The organism is Aerococcus suis, from assembly GCF_900176325.1.
In the GTDB taxonomy this organism is placed as follows: domain Bacteria; phylum Bacillota; class Bacilli; order Lactobacillales; family Aerococcaceae; genus Aerococcus; species Aerococcus suis.
Genome location: NZ_FWXK01000008.1, coordinates 1 through 1540, shown reverse-complemented (window position 1 = coordinate 1540; position 1540 = coordinate 1). Strand labels below are relative to the sequence as shown.

Below are 1540 nucleotides of genomic sequence, written 5' to 3'. Positions count from 1 at the left end.
GGTTTGTCTGGCGTTTCTTCACCTGGTTTGTCTGGTGTTTCTTCGCCCGGTTTGTCTGGCGTTTCTTCACCTGGTTCGCCTGGGTTTTCTTCACCTGGTTTGTCTGGTGTTTCTTCGCCTGGCTCACCTGGCGTTTCTTCGCCTGGGTCGCTTGGAGATTCTTCTCCTGGGTTGCCTGGTTTTTCACAACAAATTCCTGGTATTTCAACTTCAATTGTTTTGCTGTCATTGTAAACAAAAACTAATTTGCCATTGTTCACATATATTTTCTTAATAGACGATCCATCTTGACCATCTCTAATAAAGTGACGACTTATTTCATTACCAGTTGAGTCTGAAATAATAACCCATAGTCCTGATTCACCATTTTCATTTGTTCCCGGTTCAGTACGAATATTTGGTGTTTCACCGTCTTGACCATCTCGAACAAATACTCGTGAAGTTTCGTTACCGTCACCATCATGAACGATAATCCAGTAACCATCTTGACCAGCTGAGTTTTTACCTGGTTCAACGTTTACAGAAGGTGTTTTCCCGTCTTGACCATCACGAATAAATTCACGTGATTGTTCTTGCCCGTTTGCATCTTCTACAATAACCCAGATACCAGTATTACCTAAATTGTCAACTCCTGGTTCAGTACGGATAGTTGGGGTTTCACCATCTTTACCGTCTTGAATAGTTGTACGTGTTTCACTACCATCTGGATTTCTAACGATGATCGTATGTGTACCATCACCATTATCAACAACAATTGCACTTGGTGATTCTCCATCTTTACCATCATGAATCGTTGTTTCAGTTGTAGAACCATCTGGGGCTGTTACGATAATTGTATGGCTACCGTCTCCATTATCTTTAACCTCAACTTGTGGAGACTGACCATCTTTACCGTTCAAGATATTTTCACGAGATAGCTCGTTACCATCTGCATCACGAACGATGATTGTTACACCAATTTGGTTGCCATTAGCATCATAAATTGGGTTCTGTTCAATCGTATGTGATTTACCATCTTCGCCATCTTTGCCATCTTTGCCGTCACGAATAACAGTTTCAGATATTGTACCATCTGGATTGGTTACAATAATTGTATAGCTACCATCGTCATTGTCGTTAACTTCAACTTTTGGAGACTGACCGTCTTGACCATTCAAGATATTTTCACGAGATATCTCGTTACCATCTGTATCACGAACAATGATTGTTACACCAATTTGGTTACCGTCAGAATCTTGAATAGGTGTTTGTTCAATTGTAAATGAACGTCCGTCTTGACCATCCTGTCCGTCCCGACCATCGCGTACTATATGAGTTTGAGTTGAACCATCTGGATTTATGATAGTGATTTCTAATCCATTATCAGTCTCACGAGTAGAGATAGTTGGTGAGTCTCCATCTTCTCCATCCGCTACAAACTCACGGTCAAGTTCTTGACCAGTTTCGCGATCACGGATAATAATCCATGCTCCTGATTGACCGTTGTGGTCTCCACGTTCAACAGATGCTGTAATAGAGCGACCGTCTTGTCCGTCAACCC

General features: G+C 41.7%; 1 protein-coding gene. It reads right to left on the bottom strand.

What is annotated here, in order from left to right; all coding sequences use genetic code 11:
* A partial coding sequence (locus B8955_RS06900) for a collagen-flanked surface repeat-containing protein (RefSeq protein ID WP_456151128.1) occupies window positions 1-1540 on the bottom strand: 1540 nt, incomplete at both ends.